The 14,913-nt window shown below is 54.2% G+C and carries 15 protein-coding genes and 1 pseudogene; 10 read left to right on the top strand and 6 right to left on the bottom strand.

The genetic code is table 11. The features are described 5' to 3' along the window. Positions 1–33: 33 nt before the first annotated feature. The 4 genes and pseudogenes from A3709_RS21215 (at position 34) to A3709_RS21230 (ending at position 4,006) form a co-directional block, all read left to right on the top strand. Positions 34–1,971 carry an acyltransferase family protein gene (locus A3709_RS21215; protein ID WP_066059482.1) on the top strand — a complete coding sequence of 646 codons (1,938 nt, stop codon included), beginning with the start codon at positions 34–36 and terminating at the stop codon, positions 1,969–1,971. A 689-nt stretch (positions 1,972–2,660) separates the two neighbouring features. Beyond that, positions 2,661–2,790: pseudogene (locus tag A3709_RS24755) on the top strand (IS3 family transposase); the annotation flags it as partial. Between the two features lie 615 nt (positions 2,791–3,405). Further along, positions 3,406–3,600 (top strand): hypothetical protein, encoded by a 195-nt coding sequence (locus tag A3709_RS21225; protein ID WP_066059488.1) that lies wholly within the window; start codon positions 3,406–3,408, stop codon positions 3,598–3,600. Positions 3,601–3,757: 157 nt separating this feature from the next. Then, positions 3,758–4,006, top strand: coding sequence for a hypothetical protein (locus A3709_RS21230; RefSeq protein WP_066059491.1), 249 nt, complete (start codon positions 3,758–3,760; stop codon positions 4,004–4,006). 1 nt (position 4,007) lies between these two features. Here the strand turns inward: A3709_RS21230 and A3709_RS21235 are convergent, their stop codons facing one another. Both A3709_RS21235 and A3709_RS21240 read right to left on the bottom strand, forming a co-directional pair. After that, entirely contained in the window at positions 4,008–5,132 is a 1,125-nt protein-coding gene (locus A3709_RS21235) for a nucleotidyltransferase family protein (protein WP_066059493.1), read from the bottom strand. A 78-nt stretch (positions 5,133–5,210) separates the two neighbouring features. Next, positions 5,211–5,459, bottom strand: coding sequence for a hypothetical protein (locus A3709_RS21240; RefSeq protein ID WP_066059496.1), 249 nt, complete (start codon positions 5,457–5,459; stop codon positions 5,211–5,213). Positions 5,460–5,795: 336 nt separating this feature from the next. On the opposite strand from A3709_RS21240, the gene A3709_RS21245 reads away from it, so the two are divergent. Next, positions 5,796–6,614, top strand: coding sequence for a tyrosine-protein phosphatase (locus A3709_RS21245; protein WP_066059499.1), 819 nt, complete (start codon positions 5,796–5,798; stop codon positions 6,612–6,614). On the opposite strand, the gene A3709_RS21250 is transcribed toward A3709_RS21245, so the two are convergent. Next, a complete protein-coding gene (locus A3709_RS21250; protein WP_197484356.1) occupies positions 6,570–7,541 on the bottom strand; it encodes an MraY family glycosyltransferase in 972 nt (323 codons plus the stop codon). The two genes, A3709_RS21245 and A3709_RS21250, sit on opposite strands and share 45 nt — an antisense overlap. A 218-nt stretch (positions 7,542–7,759) precedes the next feature. Between A3709_RS21250 and A3709_RS21255 the strand changes: the two genes are divergently transcribed. Together A3709_RS21255 and A3709_RS21260 are read left to right on the top strand one after the other, a co-directional pair. Then, complete coding sequence (locus A3709_RS21255) at positions 7,760–8,080, top strand: hypothetical protein (RefSeq protein ID WP_066059504.1); 321 nt, start codon at positions 7,760–7,762, stop codon at positions 8,078–8,080. A gap of 199 nt (positions 8,081–8,279) precedes the next feature. Beyond that, entirely contained in the window at positions 8,280–8,831 is a 552-nt protein-coding gene (locus A3709_RS21260; protein ID WP_231871278.1) for a hypothetical protein, read from the top strand. A 125-nt stretch (positions 8,832–8,956) separates the two neighbouring features. On the opposite strand, the gene A3709_RS21265 is transcribed toward A3709_RS21260, so the two are convergent. After that, complete coding sequence (locus tag A3709_RS21265) at positions 8,957–9,964, bottom strand: NAD-dependent epimerase (RefSeq protein ID WP_066059509.1); 1,008 nt, start codon at positions 9,962–9,964, stop codon at positions 8,957–8,959. A gap of 106 nt (positions 9,965–10,070) precedes the next feature. Here A3709_RS21265 and galE point away from each other — a divergent pair, with 106 nt between their 5' ends. Continuing rightward, positions 10,071–11,090 (top strand): UDP-glucose 4-epimerase GalE, encoded by a 1,020-nt coding sequence (gene galE, locus A3709_RS21270; RefSeq protein ID WP_066059512.1) that lies wholly within the window; start codon positions 10,071–10,073, stop codon positions 11,088–11,090. A gap of 16 nt (positions 11,091–11,106) precedes the next feature. Here galE and A3709_RS21275 read toward each other — a convergent pair whose 3' ends face one another. Further along, positions 11,107–11,484: an MAPEG family protein gene (locus A3709_RS21275; protein WP_066059515.1), complete on the bottom strand. Its 378-nt coding sequence runs from the start codon at positions 11,482–11,484 to the stop codon at positions 11,107–11,109. A gap of 100 nt (positions 11,485–11,584) precedes the next feature. Here A3709_RS21275 and A3709_RS21280 point away from each other — a divergent pair, with 100 nt between their 5' ends. Together A3709_RS21280 and A3709_RS21285 are read left to right on the top strand one after the other, a co-directional pair. Continuing rightward, entirely contained in the window at positions 11,585–12,325 is a 741-nt protein-coding gene (locus A3709_RS21280; RefSeq protein ID WP_082850292.1) for a YdcF family protein, read from the top strand. 140 nt (positions 12,326–12,465) lie between these two features. After that, positions 12,466–14,295 (top strand): diguanylate cyclase, encoded by a 1,830-nt coding sequence (locus A3709_RS21285; protein ID WP_197484357.1) that lies wholly within the window; start codon positions 12,466–12,468, stop codon positions 14,293–14,295. A 15-nt stretch (positions 14,296–14,310) separates the two neighbouring features. On the opposite strand, the gene A3709_RS21290 is transcribed toward A3709_RS21285, so the two are convergent. Next, complete coding sequence (locus A3709_RS21290; protein WP_231871279.1) at positions 14,311–14,796, bottom strand: helix-turn-helix domain-containing protein; 486 nt, start codon at positions 14,794–14,796, stop codon at positions 14,311–14,313. Between the last annotated feature and the right edge of the window lie 117 nt (positions 14,797–14,913).

The following is a 14,913-nucleotide window of genomic DNA, read 5'->3' on the forward strand; positions in this document are numbered from 1 at the left end:
TTTACATACTTTTCACGGTGTTTGGGATGCAGCATGAGGTATCGTCCAGAGATTGATGGGTTGCGAGCCGTGGCGGTGGTTCCGGTGCTTTTTTTTCATGCCGGGATTTCAACTTTTTCTGGTGGCTTTGTAGGCGTCGATGTTTTCTTTGTTATTAGCGGTTACCTGATCACCTCGATCATAGTTAGAGACCAGAAAAAGGGGGCTTTCTCTGTCTCTAATTTCTATATGCGTAGGCTAAGACGTATATTGCCGGCACTTTTTCTAGTGACGTTTTTGACGGTTCCCTTTGCTTGGCTTTGGATGCTTCCGGATGATTTGGATAGCTTTGCGAGAAGTGTTCTTAGTATCCCATATTTCGTTTCAAATATTTTTTTCTGGAGCGAAATCGGCTATTTCAATACAGATGCAGATCTCAAGCCTTTGCTGCACACTTGGAGCCTTGCTGTAGAAGAACAATTTTACCTTCTCTTTCCTGCATTTCTTGTGACGACGGTGCACTACGGCGCCAAACCTCAGGTAGTACTTTTGATAATCCTTGCTACAGCTAGTTTACTGCTGGCAGAGTGGGGCTGGCGTAACGCTGAATCAGCGAATTTTTACCTCGCACCGACTCGGGCTTGGGAGCTATTAGTCGGTTCTATCTTGGCGCTCTCAAGCTTTCGGTTGAGTGTGCAGTCAGCCAATTATGTTTCTATGGCTGGTCTGGCACTAGTTACATTTTCTATCTTAGTTTTTGACGAAACTGTCCCAACTCCATCGATATATACTCTTGTGCCTGTGTTGGGTACCTCTCTTATACTTATAGGAGCGGTTCGGGGAACGCTGGTAAATGCTCTTCTATCTATGCGTTTATTGGTTTCTATAGGACTCATAAGTTACAGTTTGTACCTGTTCCACCAGCCAATCTTGGCGTTTTGGCGTATACGCACGCAAGACGAAATATTGGGCTTCGATGTCCTCTATTTTCTTATTACTACATTTGTATGTGCGGCGCTTTCATGGAAGGTTGTGGAGGCGCCAATGAGACGATCTAGTTTTATGCCTGCAAGGTTGTTTCTTGCCACATTAGCACTGTCTATTGCGATTCTATCTCTTTTTGGGGTTCATGTGGTTCGAAATGAAGGCTTGCCTAATAGACTTCCATCCATAGTTAATGACCTTGATGAAATCGGTTCGTGGAGTAACTACTGCCTTTTTCAAATTGATGATGGCGCGCCGAGAGATATGCCAATGAGTGATTGTCGTTACGGTCGTGACCGGAATACAGCGTACGCAATCTGGGGAGATTCTATTGCTGCAGCTGTGGCTCCTTCTGTTGCAGCTGAATTTGCGAATCTGGATATAGGCCTGCTACAGCTAACGCATGGACATTGCGCACCAATAAGTGGGGTAGAGCGCGCGTATCACAGGTGGTCATCAAACTGCAGAGAGTTTAACAAAGTCGCTATCGAAATGATTTTATCCAATAAGATTGACACGGTTATATTGATGGCGAATTGGGATGACTTTTTTGGCTCAGAGTATCTCGATTTCGGAGGCGGGGACATATTATCAAATAACATTAACGTATCTGAGCAATTGGCATCTAGCCTCGATTCAACTATAGATATACTCAGAAGCAATGATATTAGTGTGACAGTTGTCTACCCTGTAGTAAGAAGCTCCAAAGACGTCCTACGTTATATTCAGCAGTCATTGGTACATCAAGTAGAATGGCCTCTTGTCCAGGAGACACGAGCAAATGTACTCAATTCGTCGGAGTTTAGTTACAGAATTTTGGACAGAATATCACGCCCTATTACTAGAATTTATCCCGAGGCAGAAATGTGCGAGGAGGGCCTCTGTACGCTATCTTCCAATGGTGAGTTACTAGTATCTGACAAAATTCACCCTACAGAGCAGGGCGCAGCCAAGTTGGCGAAATTTTTTGTGAGATCTATGCCGATTAAGTCAGATATAGTGAACTGATGTACCCTTGGAAATTCTCGTGATAGAGGGAATGCTTCATTACAGAATAGTTGTTCTTTCTATCGGCTGATTTCAGGAGATGCGTTTTCTCTCCATAGGCTCTGGAAGATTTCAGTATTGGTCGAAACTTGATGTACGGATATTTACTGATACTTCCTATATAAAAAGAGTGTCGCAGAGGGAAGAGCCTTGGATATCGAGCAGCTGAATTTACAAGATGAAGATGTTTGGACAGAAGTCAATGAGCTCCAAAAATTGTGCTTTGGGGATTTCTCACCAACGCTCCAGGCCCACATTCTTCGTGATTCCCATCCAGAAACAGTTATGCTGGGAGTCTAAGGCGGGGGGGAACTCAAGGCAGTTAATGGTTTCATCGCCCACAATGTTCATCGTAACGGAGTACATGGATTGGCCTATCAATCTTGTATGAGTGCAACCCACTTTACATTTGGTGGACGAGGAGCGTTTACGGAAATCATAAAAAACTCAAAGGACATATTGGCAGCGTAAGGAGGTGGCTTTATCCCCGATTATCCAAACCAGAATTCCGCTCCCATTTTCCTCAAAAGCTTGGGTTTAGAGATGTATCTATGTCCGTTGCCTATTTGCCTAGTCGACTCCCTGGCTTCGCTATAAATGAAGCACTTTTTATGTATAGGTGCAGAGGGGCTTGCAGGGCACCGTTCAGTGAGGCGAAGCGGGACATCGGTTGCTACCTGATGGACTACTACAACTGGCAACGGCCGCATCAGTACAAACGGGGGTCTATCGCCCGCTGACGCAGAAAATAGACCTAAACCATTGTCCGAGAATAGTTGACCACTACATCTCATACCCTGGGCTATGGCGGAGATGTCTCACAAGGTTCCCTTGGGCAATATCTCTAATGAAGGGGCCTTGCTCGAATGGACTAGAAGTACGTTTCGATCTTCGTGGTCTTCAATGCTACCTAGGTCAACTCTATCTAAGCAGGAAGGGTCAAGAGCAACGTATCCACACCGCTCGAGTAGGTTGGCTGCTTCTCTATTCTTTTCCGCTCCACCTCCATTCGCAAATGTACTTGCAGTTTCCTTGCTCCAGAACTTCTCTCGCGCCTAGAAGAACTTTGCCTTCAACCCCCTCGACGTTCTTAACATGGTTTGGCTTTAGTCCGTGTGTCGAGCAGAATTTTTCAATAGTGGTGACCGATACCATAGTATGAATCCATACGGCTCCCTAGGAATTCCGCATCTAGAGAAGCGCTATAAACCATATCACCTCCAGGATCGAAAATTTGGAGCTGACCCTCTATGTTTGAGGTTGCCAAAGGATAAATTTTAACGTCAAGGCCGGAAACTAGTCGGGTCTCCTCAGGAAGTTTCGCTATTCTTTGTATTGGTTCAAAGGCATCAACAGATGAATTGGGGCAAACGGCTTTGGCAATGAATGCAACAGATGGTTGACTTCAATCTCTTTGTGCCGGCCAATATGGTCTACTTTGGATTTCTTGCAGGCGTGTTCTTTCACCCCTATTCTGAACCGGCTCCGAAGCCTCGCAAGCGCAACACGCCCCGCGTTCCTGTTGAGCGGTCGAAGCCGCTGCTACAGCCGGTGGATGAGGGTAGTGACAGAAATCCGTTTATGGATTGAACCCGGGTCAAGGCCCTGATTGGATGTCTAGACGTTATCTGGGAATTTTTGCAGGCGTATTCTTGGTGCTGGCAGTCGTCGGAACTTCGGTGTTGCGAACAAAGGGGTTTTTATCCACGATATTTATCGTGTCCAGGAGTGGCTGGGCGGCGATAAGATGGCCCACGCCTTGATGGGTGCTGCATTTGTGGTTGCTGGCTGGCTATTCCTGTCTGGAGGTAGACCAGTGGCACGCATGCGCAAGGCGTTTGGTTTGGCCCTGCTGCTGGTGTTACTGGAAGAAGGCTCGCAGGCACTTATTCCCAACCGATCGTTTTCACTGTCTGACTTGGCGATGGGCGTTGTGGGTGCGGCCACTATCTATCTATTCGGCTGCTTTATTATGGGTAAGCTGCCTTCAGCGTGACCTATCCCTTCAAATTATTGCGGATATACCCCGTAAGTTTACCAGGGCTTACTAACATCTTTTTCCCAAGGTGCCGAACTCGGCCCAATGTATCGAGGTAAGTCGCTGTTCTCGCATTGTTGTACCGAGCCTTTATAAGTCGCTCAGTGAGCGCATTAGCTTTAGCCTCTGTAAATAAAATGGGCGCTTCTACTTCGAATAGCCACTTGAGTAAATAGAAAAATTGTTCCCCTCTAATGCCACATGTCTGGGCCACGCTGGCGTTATCAATTTTTGTATCGTCGGCCGTGGCCTCGCTCATCAACTGTATGTAGTCCAAAGCAGGCCGAATCGGCACTCGGCAGGTGGCGGCGTAACCATCGTGAACGAAACTCCCGAGAATCAGGTGAATGGCACGGTGTTCGAAGCTGGGCACCCTGAAACGAATGTCGCCGGCGGTATGTGTAGCTGCGGTGTTGAGCAGGTCCTCTAAAATTCCTGCCTGATCGAAGCCAGCGGGGAGATGGTAACGATGCAACTCGACCAGTGCCGTTGCTTTCGGGTGTGTCATCGGTGGCAGATGGTGGTGGTAGCGAGATTCTTTTAGGGCTCTCTCAATGTCTCTATGCGTGGTGACATTTCCTTTGTTGTCGTTGGGCCTTGTGGTAGTAAAACGATAGCCCGCCTCCACCAGCTGCTCGCAAGCGGCGCGCAAATTAGCGGGCTCGACGACCACGTCGATATCCGCTTGGTCTCTCGCCGCGAAATCTGCTGCCTTCGAACTCAAAAGGGTTGCAGTACCTTTTAGGAATATAGGCGTTATTTCTGCCTTGTTGAGGGTTTCGGCCAGCCTCAGAGCTTGTGCGTAAATGGACATTGTCCGCACGGCAACTTGCCTGCCAAGTCCATTCAGCGATGCAGGGGTTGTTTCTGGTGCGCAAGAGAGGTGGGCGCACGCGTTTAGCTTCGCGGCTAGCGCAGGCAGGCACTGATGGCTGCTCGCGAGGTCCACGAGTGTCGGCCAGCTATCTGTCGAATTGATGCGCTCAATGTAACTCGTCGGTTCACTATCCGTCAGCAATAGGCACAGCAACTGTAGCTGCTCCCAGCCTGTGAGGCTCGAGCCAGTGGGACTTTTAGCGGTCATGTGTGGAAGGAGGGTGGTGCAAGCATGGAAGACCTCTCTGGAGAGTTGTCTTCCAGCGGTGAGGGTTATTCAGTGAAATCAGAGAGATGGCCGCATTGTCGTCGCTGTTGGAGTCGCACCTACCTGATTGTGTGTGGCTGCGGTGGAGATGCTTTCACAGGCCTCTGGCGATCCTATGGTCGCGATTTCGTTGTCGCCTAGGCTTTGTATGCAGCCATTGGCAAAATGCGCCTGAGCGCTGCCACCCTTCATGACCATCAGGCGGTCGCCGGGGTACAGGAACATGCTCTCAGTGGCCTCAACGTAGCTTTCAACCTGATCTGCCATCACGGGAGCCTGCACGTCAGTATGGTTTGCTTGTCTTCGGCGGTGGCAGATAAGCCGGTGGCCACGGCACTTAGGGTGAAAATAGAGGTCAGAAGCTGTTTCATAGATCACGATCCCTGTAAGTCAGATTAATATGTCGCGCGCGCTTCTTCTTAGGGGCTCTTATCGTAATGGCAAGGATAGGAGCGAACTTGGGGCATGGCAAGGTGAAAATCGCACCTTTCTTCGTTGCCTAATGTATCCATTTTGCGGTGTTGTCTTGCCTACCTGCTCGGTTTTGTCATACTGAACCATTGATGGTGCTGTTTTCTTACCGTTTTTGGTTCTGCTGTTCTTATGATTGATCTTCACTGCCATATGCTGCCCGGGATAGACGATGGTGCCCGGGACCTAGAATCCGCCCTGCGTATGGCTGAACTGGCCGTAGCCGACGGCATCACGATGACCGCCTGCACTCCGCATATCTATCCGGGCTTGTTCGAAAACACCCACGCCGGTATCCGCGAGGCAGTGGCCAGTTTTCGGGAAGAGTTGAAAAAGGCGAATATTCCTCTGGAATTGACCTATGGCGCTGACATCCAGGTGGTGCCGGACCTTGTGCGGGGCTTGCAGGATGGCACCCTGCCAAGCTTGAATAGCAGCCGCTATTTCCTGTTTGAACCCCCGCATCATGTGCCCCTGCCACGTATGGCGGATTTGATTCACAACGCCTTGCTGGCGGGTTATGTGCCTGTTATCACCCATCCTGAGCGACTGACCTATATCGAGTCAGATTTTGACAAATTCGTGGGGGTCGCCCGGGCCGGCGCCTGGATTCAGCTCACAGGCGGCAGCCTGCTGGGGCGGTTTGGCCCCCGGGTAAAGAAAATTACCGAGCGTTTTCTGGAAGAGGGTTACACGCATTTATTGGCATCTGATGGACATAATCTCAAGAATCGCACGCCTGAACTGCGCGAGGCACGTGACGCGGCCGCACTCATCGTGGGCGAGGAAGAGGCTGACAGGTTGGTGCAGGGAAGACCCGCAGCGATTATTGCCAATACTGCACCAGGCGAGGTGCCGCTGCCCTGGGGGTTGGACCCAGAGGGTACTCGCCCGTTTAATCCCTCATCACGGCAGAAGGGCTGGTTTGCCAGGTTTTTTAGTGGCGAGTGACTCCGCTTTTATAACGAAGCCACAGTGAATAGCGAACAGCAAGAAGTATAGTGCCAGGCTGACATAGGCAGGTAGCGCTTCCAGCGCCAGGCCCGCCGCCGCCGCAATCGCACCGTACGAGACCATCACCGCCAGCGCCGCGCGTTTTCCAAGTCCCGTAGTATCCACCAATGTGTGGTGCAGGTGCATGCGGTCTGCTTCCATCAGTGGAAGCCGTTTTCTCGCGCGCCGCAGCATGGTCGCCAGCATATCCATGAGTGGCAGGCATACCAGCCAGAGTGCCGTTACCGGTTCGATGATCGCTGTTTCGCCTTGCGAGAAAAATACCAGCGCTGCAGTGACCAGAAAACCAAGGGTAATGCTGCCGCTATCACCAAGAAACATTTTCGGCAGCAGCGCATTGTTGGGGCCCAGGTTGAACAACAGGAAGACACCTATCGGAATGAGCATCAGCAGCAACGCGTTGGCGTGGGGGTGGCCGGCGTTCACCGCCAGGCCAAAGAGCACCGCCAGCGGCAGCGCGACCAGCGATGATGACACCCCGTCGATTCCATCAAGCATATTGTAGGCGTTGCACAGCCCGGCCACCGAGAGTGCTGTCAGTGGCGCTGCGAGCAAGAGCAGGGGAATGTCTCCCATCGCGAGTAAGTTGCCGACATTCTGTATAGATATTCCGCCCCAAGTCGCGAGCATAATGCCCGCGCCATACTCGATGCCCAGCCGGATCCAAGGGTTGATGTGTTTCACATCGTCGAAGACGCCAATAATAAAAACGAACGCCGCGATGGCCAGCATGGCCCAGGTGAAGGGGGGAATGCCAAGCAAGAAAGAGCCGGTGATGATGGTCAGGAAGATCGCGAGACCACCGGACAGGGGAATAGCCCCCACGTGGCTTTTGCGGCTATCCGGGTGGTCCAGAAGCCCCACGCGAAGGCCCACTGATACGCTCGCCCGAGCAAGCACTAGGGCAATCAGCAGGACTTGGAGAACCAGTATTAAGACACCCATGTTAAAACTATCTATCGCTTCAAAAATACAACAGCTAAGTAACAAAAAGACTAGGGTATGATCCTTTGTCTTGTCAAAGCCATTCCGCGCTCTTGAGCCTAGTTGATGCGCTTAGTAAACAATTAACCGGGTGTGCGATGGCAGCCATATTCTGGGGTTCTGATGAGCTCGTGCGGCAAATGGAAGAGGTGGGTATTTCCAGGGCCCAGGCGAGCGCCATCGCGAAAGGTACGGCGACAATGGTGGTTCAAAATTTCAATGCGCTGGTGACCAACGATTACCTCGATGCCAGGTTTACCGCGTCCAAATCAGAGCTCGACGCAAAGATCGAGAAGCGGTTTGTTGAGGTCAACCTTCGCTTTGAGCGCGCCGAAGGCAAATTCAGGCTAATGTTTTGGATGCAGGCCATCACCTTTGCTGCCTTGGTGCTGCCTTCTCTTCGTGATTTTATTCGCTAGCTTGGTTCACCTCATACCCACTATCCAGTAGCAGGCGCTTTTTCCGCGCTGTGTGATGTCTAAGCGCGAAGTTGAAGCGCTGCGGGAGTAGAAGCGGGATTTTTACTGGTTCCACGATGACGATGACGACGGCACGGTGGTGATACACGGCCGGTTTACCCCGGAGGAAGGGCTTGTGGTGTGCAGAACAATCGACACGATGACAAAGCCCATTTGGGAGGCGCGGCAGGCGGACTGGGACGCAGTGCACAAAGGGCGAATGCAGGCAGCGGCACGAAACATAATTGCCCGTGCGCGCGACGCGGAAGATAGGGTGATCAGAGGCGAGGATGTTAACGCGTCGCCGGATGTGGAGTATGAGCAGGCCAAAGAAACAATCTCCGCGGAGAAGCACAAGCAGTTTATGGACCAAAATCGGGCGGATGGGTTTGTGGGTTTGGTGGAACACTTTCTGGCGATGGCGCCGAACTATTCGCAGCTGCAGGGGCTGAAGGGCGCCGAACGGTGCCAGGTGGTGTTGCAAGTGGATGTGAACACGCTACGGGAACAGAAATCGGGGGTGTGTTGTGTGCATGGGCGCGCCGATTATGAGCAGACGCCGAGTCTGGCGCCTGAAACGGCGCGTAGGTTGAGTTGCGATGCTTTGCTGGTGACGGTGATCGAGAGCGAGGATGGCCTGGTGCTGAACGTGGGTCGAAGGTCGCGTGTGGTGCCTGCGCGCATCCGGCGGGCAATGGTCCGAAGGGAGTGAGACAAGCCTCGTCAACCTGGTGACCTTGTGCCGGTTTCACCACCGGCAGCTGCATCGTGGGCGCATGGAGGTGGTGAAAGACGACGTCTCCGCAGAGATTTTATTTGTGGAGACGCCGGAGTAGTTCAGGCGCCGTAGAACTCGCGGTACCAGCGAATGAAATTATCGATGCCTTCACTGACTGGGGTGCTGGGCCGGTAGCCCACAGCGTTCTCGAGGGCATCGATGTTGGCGGCAGTGGCGGGAACATCCCCGGGCTGCATGGGCAGGAGTTCGAGCTTGGCTTTCATGCCCAGAGCGTTTTCGATAGCGCCGATGTAGTCGAGCAGTTTTACCGGGTTGTTGTTGCCGATATTGTAGATACGGTAAGGCGCGCTGGATGTGCCCGGGTCTGGGTTGGCGCTGTCCCAGTCGGGGTTGGGGGTGGCCGTGTTGTCGGTGACACGCACCACGCCTTCGACGATGTCGTTAATGTAGGTGAAGTCGCGCTGCATATTGCCTTCGTTGAATACCTTGAGGGGCTCGCCGGCGAGAATGGCGCGGGTGAACAGGAACAGTGCCATGTCGGGTCGGCCCCAGGGGCCGTACACCGTGAAGAACCTTAGGCCGGTAGTGGGTAGGCCGAACAGGTGCGAGTATGTGTGGGCCATCAGTTCGTTGGCTTTCTTACTGGCGGCGTAGAGCGAAATCGGATGGTCCACATTGTCGTGCACGGAGAAGGGCATGGTGCTGTTCATGCCGTACACCGAGCTGGAGCTGGCGTAGACGAGATGGCCAACGTTGTTATGGCGGCAGCACTCGAGAATGTTGGTAAAGCCCACGATATTGCTATCGATGTAGGCGTGGGGGTTCTCCAGCGAATAGCGTACGCCCGCCTGAGCCGCTAGATTGATTACGGCGTCGAACTGGTGCTCGGCAAACAGTGCTTCAAGCACAGGCCGATCTTCCAGATTGGCCTCAATGAAGGTAAAACCAGGCTGTGCCTCGAGCAGCGCCAAACGGGCTTGCTTGAGACTTACCTCGTAGTAATCGTTCAGGTTATCCAGCCCCACCAGGGTATCGCCGCGGGCGAGGAGTTTCTGGCTAGTGTGGAAACCGATAAAGCCGGCGGCGCCGGTAACGAGAATATGCATCTGGACTTCTTGCGCGAGTGAGCTTTTGCCGAGGATAAGTGATTTAGACAAGCGCCGCTATGTTAGGATGCGCGTGTTCGTCCAATATTTGTTCGAGAATTGATTTATGTCGCAAACTGTTCTGGTCACCGGTGGTGCGGGTTATATCGGAAGCCACGCCTGTGTCTCCCTCGTCGAAGCGGGTTTTACCGTGGTGGTGCTGGATAACCTGTGCAATAGCAGCCGCGAAGCGGTAGCCCGGGTGGAACAGATTACCGGCGCAGACATCCCCGCCATCGAAGGCGACATTCGTGACGCCCAGTGCCTGGCCGATGTATTTGCCTCTCACCGCATCGACGCCGTAATGCACTTTGCCGGCCTCAAAGCCGTGGGCGAATCTGTCGAGAAGCCTCTCGAATACTACAACAACAACGTGAATGGCACGCTGGTGTTGCTGGGTGCCATGGAGCAGGCCGGTGTCACCCGAATGATTTTCTCCTCCTCGGCCACCGTCTATGGCGACCCGGCCTCTGTGCCGATTCGCGAAGATTTCCCTACCTCGGCCACCAACCCCTATGGTCGTTCCAAGCTTATGGTGGAGGAGATTCTCGGCGACTGGGCGGTAGCTCGCCCCAACTGGAGCATCGGCCGGCTGCGCTACTTTAACCCGGTGGGCGCTCACGCCAGTGGCCGTATCGGTGAAGACCCGAGCGGCATTCCGAACAACCTGATGCCCTTTGTGGCGCAGGTGGCGGTAGGCCGACGGGAAAAACTGGCTGTGTTTGGCGATGATTACCCCACGCCCGATGGCACTGGCGTGCGTGATTACATTCATGTGGTTGATCTCGCAGAAGGCCATGTAGCGGCACTGAACTATGTGCTGGAAAAGCCCGGCCTGCTCACCGTGAACCTCGGCACGGGCAATGGATCTTCAGTGCTCGACATGGTGCGAGCCTTCGAGGCCGCCAGTGGCAAGCCTGTGCCGCATGAGATTGTTGCGCGCCGAGCGGGGGATATTGCTGAATGTTGGGCAGACCCGGCTTTGGCCGAAGAGTTACTGGGCTGGAAAGCCAGCCGCACCTTGGAAGATATGTGCGCCGACACCTGGCGCTGGCAGTCGGCGAACCCGGCCGGTTATTCCGGCTGAGTTCGCAGCCTCGCTGTTATAGCTGGCCGATAGCACCCCACAGCGAAAGCACCATAAGGCCCACGTTTGCGAGAAACCCGATGCCCATGCCCGGGCCGCGCGTGGCCGGGTCCTTCATGTAGGCGTTGCGGTACAGCAGCCGGCCCACCATAAACATCACGCCCAGGCCCGCCGCCCACAGCGGGCTGAAAAAATACGCGCACACCCACATGGCGGGCAAAGTCACTGCCATTTGTTCCAGGGTGTTCATCTGCACCCGGAAGGCGCGCTCGAATTTTTCGTCGCCGGAGGTGGCTGGCGCCACCACGTTCTCGCCCCGGGCAAAGCCGCACAGCAACATGTAAGCCGTGTATTGCACGAGCATGAGGATGGTGACAATCGCGACATATTGCATGGTATCTATTCCTTGTTCTTGTTGATTTGTGGCTTAGTATGGTCCCAAGCGCGTTCGAGTATACAGGAGTTGCCCCATCTCATTTGCCGTTACAAAACTGTTGTCGCTGCTGGTGTATCCGCTCACCCAGGTGATTCTGGCGGTATTAATTGGATTATTCCTGCTGAAGAAAGATTGGCCGCGCAGCGGTAAGTGGCTGATCTTCTTTGCCACGGCCTGGCTGTATGTGTGTTCCAGCGCCCTGTTTGCGGATTTCCTGATGGGCAGCCTCGAGGACGATTACCGCCCCAAAGTGATGTCAGTTGTGCCCAAAGCGGAAGCGATCGTCGTGCTGGGCGGCGGCACCCGCGGCGATACTCACTGGAGTAGCCACGGCGATCTCAACCACGCGGCTGACCGCATGCTGCACGCGGCGGATCTCTATAAAAACGGCAAGGCCCCGTTTATTTTGGTGAGCGGCGGGGCCGGGCCAGGAGACCGATCCGAGGCGGATATCATGGAGCAGATTCTGGTAACCATGGGCGTGCCGGCCAGGGCTATTCTTAAGGAGAGCAACAGCCGTGATACCCACGAAAACGCCGTTTTTTCAAAAGTGATTCTCGACGGCAAAGGCGTTGAGAAAATTCACTTGGTAACGTCTGCCTGGCATATGCGCCGCGCCGTGCCCTTATTTGCGCGCGAAGGGTACGAGGTGATTCCCGCGCCCACCGATTACCAGCGCCTCGTCGGTACACCCGCGGTGCCGCCCTTTTTTCCCACTGTGGACGATCTGGCCCGCACCACGTATGCCTTGCGGGAATATGTCGGTTATCTTGTGTATCGCTACCGCGGTTGGCTCTAGATCAAGTAGTGCTTTGCGAAAAAGTACAGAAAAGCTGTCCTGAACTGTGACGGAACTCTAGCTTTTACGCCCCTCAAGCCACCGGCCACTGTAATTTCCCTATACTGATGATCCCCATTTTCGAGGGATTGAAGGACAACGTGGCCAAGATCAGTACCCTTCAGTCGGCGGCGAGCAAACTTTTGCTGGGCTGCCTCGCACTCCTGCTTCTGGCGGGACAGGCGAGCCTTGTCTCGGCGAACGATACTGTCGCTGCCCATGTGGACGAGCATCTGCTGCGTGAGTCGCTATCGCTGAAAGGCGATTGGCGGTTTATGCCCGGCGACGACATGGCCTGGGCTTCGCCCACCTACAGCGATGCCGAGTGGGAGGTGCGTCGTGTTCCCGGACGGTGGGAGCGCCCGGGTTACCCAGAATTCAATCACATGGCCTGGTATCGGCTGACGATCCAACTCGACTCGAACCTCGTTGCCAGCGACCAGGTAAAAAGTCTGGCCATTCGCACCGGCAAGGTGATGAGTGCGTTTGAGCTTTATGCCGGTGGTGAGTTAGTCGGTAAAGTCGGACAACTGCCTCCCCTGGGTGATATTAACTACGACCGCCAGCGCGTATTTGTCATTCCCGCCTCTGCCGTTGATGCCCATGGTCGCGTGGTGCTGGCCATGCGTGTATGGGGCGGCCCGGAGCCCTTAGTGAATGCCTGGAGTGCGGGCCCATCCGGCGGTGAATTCCGCTTCGGTGAATTTGCACCGCTATTACTGAAAGGTGTGATCGGTGAATTGCCGGGCCTGTTGTTTGCCGTGCTCATTTTCGCGTTTGGCTTGTACCACCTGTACATCTACGCGCAGAACAAGGTCCTGGTGAGTTACCTGTGGTTTGGCCTGGCGTCGATGGTGATCGCGCTCTACGGGCTGATGCTCACCCAATGGAAGTTTATGCTGGGTCTGGATTTCGGCACCCTGAAGAAAATAGAGTTCGGCGCTATTTACCTGTTCCCTGCCCTCGGTATTCAACTGGTATGGGCGGTGCTGAAAATTGGCGTGCCACCGTGGCTGCGGATGGTGCAGGTGGCCTTTGTGGTGTTCTCCGCCGCGGTGATGTTGATTCCGGGGCAGAATGTGAACTTCTACACGCTCCGCTACGAGCAATTCCTGGCACTGGGCGTAGTGGCCTATACCGTATATGTCATTTTGGCGGAGACACGCCGGGGCAACCCCGAAGCACGCTCGGTGGCGGTGGGTACGTTTATCTTTATGGCCACTTGCGTCAACGATGTGACCATCGACCTGTTCCACATCGAAACCCCGCGGCTGTCGCCGGTCGGTTTCGTGGCTATTCTGTTGGCCATGGCTGTATCCATGGCGCGCAGCTACACGTCCATGCATTCCGAGTTGGAAGCGCAGGTGGCGGATCGAACCGCCGAACTCAGCGACGCCAATGAAAAGCTCATGAGGGCGGCGAGTATTGATCACCTCACCGGCCTGCTGAACCGTCGCGGTTTTACCGATGAAGTCAGCCAGGAAATCAGCCGTTCACAGCGCTCGGGTAAGCAGTTCTCGATCGTCATTTCCGACGTGGATCACTTCAAGCAGTTCAACGACCAGTACGGCCATGCCTGCGGTGACCACGTGCTGCGCCGGGTAGGCGAGCTGATGCGCGACCGCACCCGCGATGTCGATCGCGTGGCCCGCTGGGGCGGCGAGGAGTTTATTCTCATGCTGCCCGAGACAGATTCCGAAGGCGCGGCGGTACTCGCCGAGAAGTTGCGCGAAACCATCGCCGACAATGTATTCGAGTACGGTGGTGAACGCTTAAGCCTCACAATGACCTTTGGTGTCGCAGAGTATCGCAAGGGTGAGACGCTCGACGCCTGCGTTGCCCGGGCAGATACCGCCCTGTATCACGGCAAGGAGCGCGGCCGGAACAAGGTGATGATCGGCAATTACAAAGGCCTCACACTGGTCGGCTGACGCAACCGCCTCACTTCAGTATCCGCTCTGTTCCCTGTACTGGCTGTACGTTAGCCCGGTCCAGCGCTGGAAGGCGCGGTAGAAGCTGTTCACTTCCAGGTAACCCAGTTCATCCGCCAGGCATTTGCCCGGTCGCCAACGATCTCGCAGTGAGCGTTCACAGCGGTATTGCCGCACCCGGTCCAGCAAAAACTGGTAGCAGGTGTGGTCTTGCCGCAGGCGCCGGCGCAATGTGGTGCCGCTCATGCCGAGGGTCTCGGCAACGGAATCGGCCCTCACTCGCGCCAGGTTACTCTCCAGTAGTATTTTCAGGACGCGCTCGGCGGTGCAGATCTGATGTGAGGGTCTCTCCCGCGGCAGAAAGCCTTCGCTGGCGTCAGGTTCAGGTGGGGCAACGGGCTGGGGTGGCATGGGTGCCAGCAACGGGTTGCCGATGAGTGCTTTCACATCGGGCAGGTAGCCGGAGCCAGCTCCCGCCCGAGAGGTCAGTGCGTGTTCCATAGCCAAAACTTCCATGTTGTGGTTCAGAAACTGTTATGTGTGCCGTCATCCTTGACGGTAAGGATCAGCCTAGCACAGGGGGCGTGCCTCGCCAGCGAATGGTCGATTTTGGTGGGG

The sequence above is a fragment of the Halioglobus sp. HI00S01 genome (assembly GCF_001635445.1).
GTDB lineage: Bacteria > Pseudomonadota > Gammaproteobacteria > Pseudomonadales > Halieaceae > Halioglobus > Halioglobus japonicus.

Bases quoted from the DNA above. Each gene is read 5' to 3' on its own strand.
- A3709_RS21215 (WP_066059482.1), top strand. From the start codon at position 34: ATGAGGTATCGTCCAGAGATTGATGGGTTGCGAGCCGTGGCGGTGGTT.
- A3709_RS21225 (WP_066059488.1), top strand. From the start codon at position 3,406: ATGGTTGACTTCAATCTCTTTGTGCCGGCCAATATGGTCTACTTTGGA.
- A3709_RS21230 (WP_066059491.1), top strand. From the start codon at position 3,758: ATGGCCCACGCCTTGATGGGTGCTGCATTTGTGGTTGCTGGCTGGCTA.
- A3709_RS21235 (WP_066059493.1), bottom strand. From the start codon at position 5,132: ATGACCGCTAAAAGTCCCACTGGCTCGAGCCTCACAGGCTGGGAGCAG.
- A3709_RS21240 (WP_066059496.1), bottom strand. From the start codon at position 5,459: ATGGCAGATCAGGTTGAAAGCTACGTTGAGGCCACTGAGAGCATGTTC.
- A3709_RS21245 (WP_066059499.1), top strand. From the start codon at position 5,796: ATGATTGATCTTCACTGCCATATGCTGCCCGGGATAGACGATGGTGCC.
- A3709_RS21255 (WP_066059504.1), top strand. From the start codon at position 7,760: ATGGCAGCCATATTCTGGGGTTCTGATGAGCTCGTGCGGCAAATGGAA.
- A3709_RS21260 (WP_231871278.1), top strand. From the start codon at position 8,280: ATGACAAAGCCCATTTGGGAGGCGCGGCAGGCGGACTGGGACGCAGTG.
- A3709_RS21265 (WP_066059509.1), bottom strand. From the start codon at position 9,964: ATGCATATTCTCGTTACCGGCGCCGCCGGCTTTATCGGTTTCCACACT.
- galE (WP_066059512.1), top strand. From the start codon at position 10,071: ATGTCGCAAACTGTTCTGGTCACCGGTGGTGCGGGTTATATCGGAAGC.
- A3709_RS21275 (WP_066059515.1), bottom strand. From the start codon at position 11,484: ATGCAATATGTCGCGATTGTCACCATCCTCATGCTCGTGCAATACACG.
- A3709_RS21290 (WP_231871279.1), bottom strand. From the start codon at position 14,796: ATGGAACACGCACTGACCTCTCGGGCGGGAGCTGGCTCCGGCTACCTG.